This is a genomic window from Promineifilum sp. (SeqCode) (genome assembly GCF_041918635.1).
In the GTDB taxonomy this organism is placed as follows: domain Bacteria; phylum Chloroflexota; class Anaerolineae; order Promineifilales; family Promineifilaceae; genus Promineifilum.
On the sequence record NZ_JAYRVJ010000731.1, the window covers coordinates 1 to 1982 of the forward strand.

A 1982-nucleotide genomic window follows, 5' to 3' on the forward strand; every position below is an offset into this window, starting at 1 on the left:
CCCGCGGGCCAGTTCCACGGCCACGGCGGCCATCAGCCCCAGCGACGCGGCCACCACCCCATCCAGCAGCGCCGCCAGCCAGGGCGACCGGCGCAGCCGCGGGATGAAGGGGTTGGTGACGGCGACGAAGACGAAACCCGGCAGGAAGATGCCGACCGTCGCCAGCACCGCCCCCGGCGCGCCGGCCACCAGGTAGCCGATGAAGGTCGCCGTGGTGAAGACCGGCCCCGGCGTGAACTGGCCCACGGCCACGGCGTCCAGCAGCTGCTCGCTGCCGATCCAGCCCAGCCGCTCGACGAACTCCGTCTGCAGGAAGGCCACCAGGACGTAGCCGCTGCCGTAGAGCACCGCGCCGATCTTGAGGAAGGTCAGGAAGAGGGTGACCAACGCGACGGGCGCGGCCTCAATGGTAGGGGCGGGTTTGAAACCCGCTCCTACACGCCACAGGGCCTCCATCAAATCGGTAGGGGCAGGTTTGAAACCTGCCCCTACATACGCCATTGCCAGTAGCAGCCGCCGCCCGTTGCGCGCCAGCATGACCAGCAGCCCGCCGCCGAACAGCAGCAGCAACTCGTGGACGTTCAGGAAGTACAACCCGAACGCCGCCGCGCCCACCAGCGCCAGCAGCCATCCCTTCACCGCCGTCCGCCCCAGCCCCCAGATGGCCTGGGCGATGACCGCGATGACCACGGGCTCGATGCCGTAGAGCAGCCCTTGCACGGCCGGCGTCTCGCCATAGCGGGCGTAGAGCGCGGCCACGCCCAGCACGATGAGGAAGGCAGGCAGGATGAAGGCCGTCCCCCCGGCGACCAGCCCCCGCCAGCCGGCGCGGACGTAGCCCAGGTGGATGGCCATCTCGGTCGAGTTGGGGCCGGGGATGAGATTCGACGCGGCCAGCAGATCGAGGAACTCCGCGTCCGTCACCCAGCGGCGGCGCGTGACCACCTCGTCGCGGAACAGGGCGATGTGGGCCGCCGGCCCGCCGAAGGCCGTCAATCCCAGCCGCAGGAACAGCAACGCCACCTCGCGGGCGGAGCCGGTCGGTCTCGGCCGGTCTTCGCTCGCGGGTGGCGTCTCATTCATGCCCCCGGTTGTAGCCCGAAAATTTCACGCCGTCCAGAGTTGAGAAGAGGAACACAGAGAGACACGGAGAAGATAATCCTCTTCTCCTCTGTGTCTCTCTGTGTTCCTCTTCCCTCTACTGCATAACATCTGCGAAATCGGTGAATTCTTCTTCCATCTTCCCGGGCAGCCCGGCCGCCCACGCCCGGATCGCCGCCCAATTGCGCCGGTCGCCAGCCGGGGCCTGGATGATGACGCCCACGAACAGCATGGCCCACCACGGCAGGCCGCCCAGGGCCAGCCGCCCGCCGAACACGCCCACGCTGACCGGTCGGGCCGGACGCGCCGCGGCCAGGATTGGCCCGACGTAACGCGACAGTTGCGCGTACCGCTCGCGGAAGCTCAGCCGGCCGGGCGTCGCCGGCGCTTTGGGGAGCGTCTCGTCCACCACGATGGGCAGGCCGTCTACCTCGCGTTCGCCCGTCTCCGTCAGGCTGATGGCCAGAACGAACACGGCCAGGGGGACGTGCTGCCATGCCTGCCGGTTGCGCTTCAGGAAGCCCATCGCTGCGCGGTGCCAGCCCATGATCATCGGCCCGCCGACGACGACCGCCGCGTAAGCCTCCAGGTCGTTCACCTGATCGACCGGCCGTACTTCGACGGGCAGCCCGCTCTTCTCGATCTCTTCCGCCACCGCCTGGGCCACCTCGGCCGTCGAGCCGGCCATGGTGGCGTAGGTCACTAGGATCGGTTTCATGGCTTTCCTCACCCTTGAAGAATTAAGTCATTATTCGAAAGGTATGGTAACAAATGCGAGTTGCCGTTCATCAATACCCATGAGGGAACAGAACTGGGCGAACGGCAAGATATCCAACCAGTGAACGGCTGCTTCGGCTACGGCATGGAGCGATTCGTAGAAG

General features: G+C 67.2%; 2 protein-coding genes. Both read right to left on the reverse strand.

Annotated features, from left to right (window positions below; translation table 11 throughout):
- Positions 1-1083 (reverse strand): chromate efflux transporter (gene chrA, locus ACE3UY_RS21275; protein WP_374689484.1); only part of this gene is annotated, 1083 nt, incomplete at its 3' end.
- 115 nt (positions 1084-1198) lie between these two features.
- Positions 1199-1819 (reverse strand): flavodoxin domain-containing protein, encoded by a 621-nt coding sequence (locus ACE3UY_RS21280; RefSeq protein WP_374689485.1) that lies wholly within the window; start codon positions 1817-1819, stop codon positions 1199-1201.
- Between the last annotated feature and the right edge of the window lie 163 nt (positions 1820-1982).

What these genes read in the sequence shown, in the direction of transcription:
- ACE3UY_RS21280 (WP_374689485.1), bottom strand. Translation starts at nt 1,819, where the DNA reads ATGAAACCGATCCTAGTGACCTACGCCACCATGGCCGGCTCGACGGCC.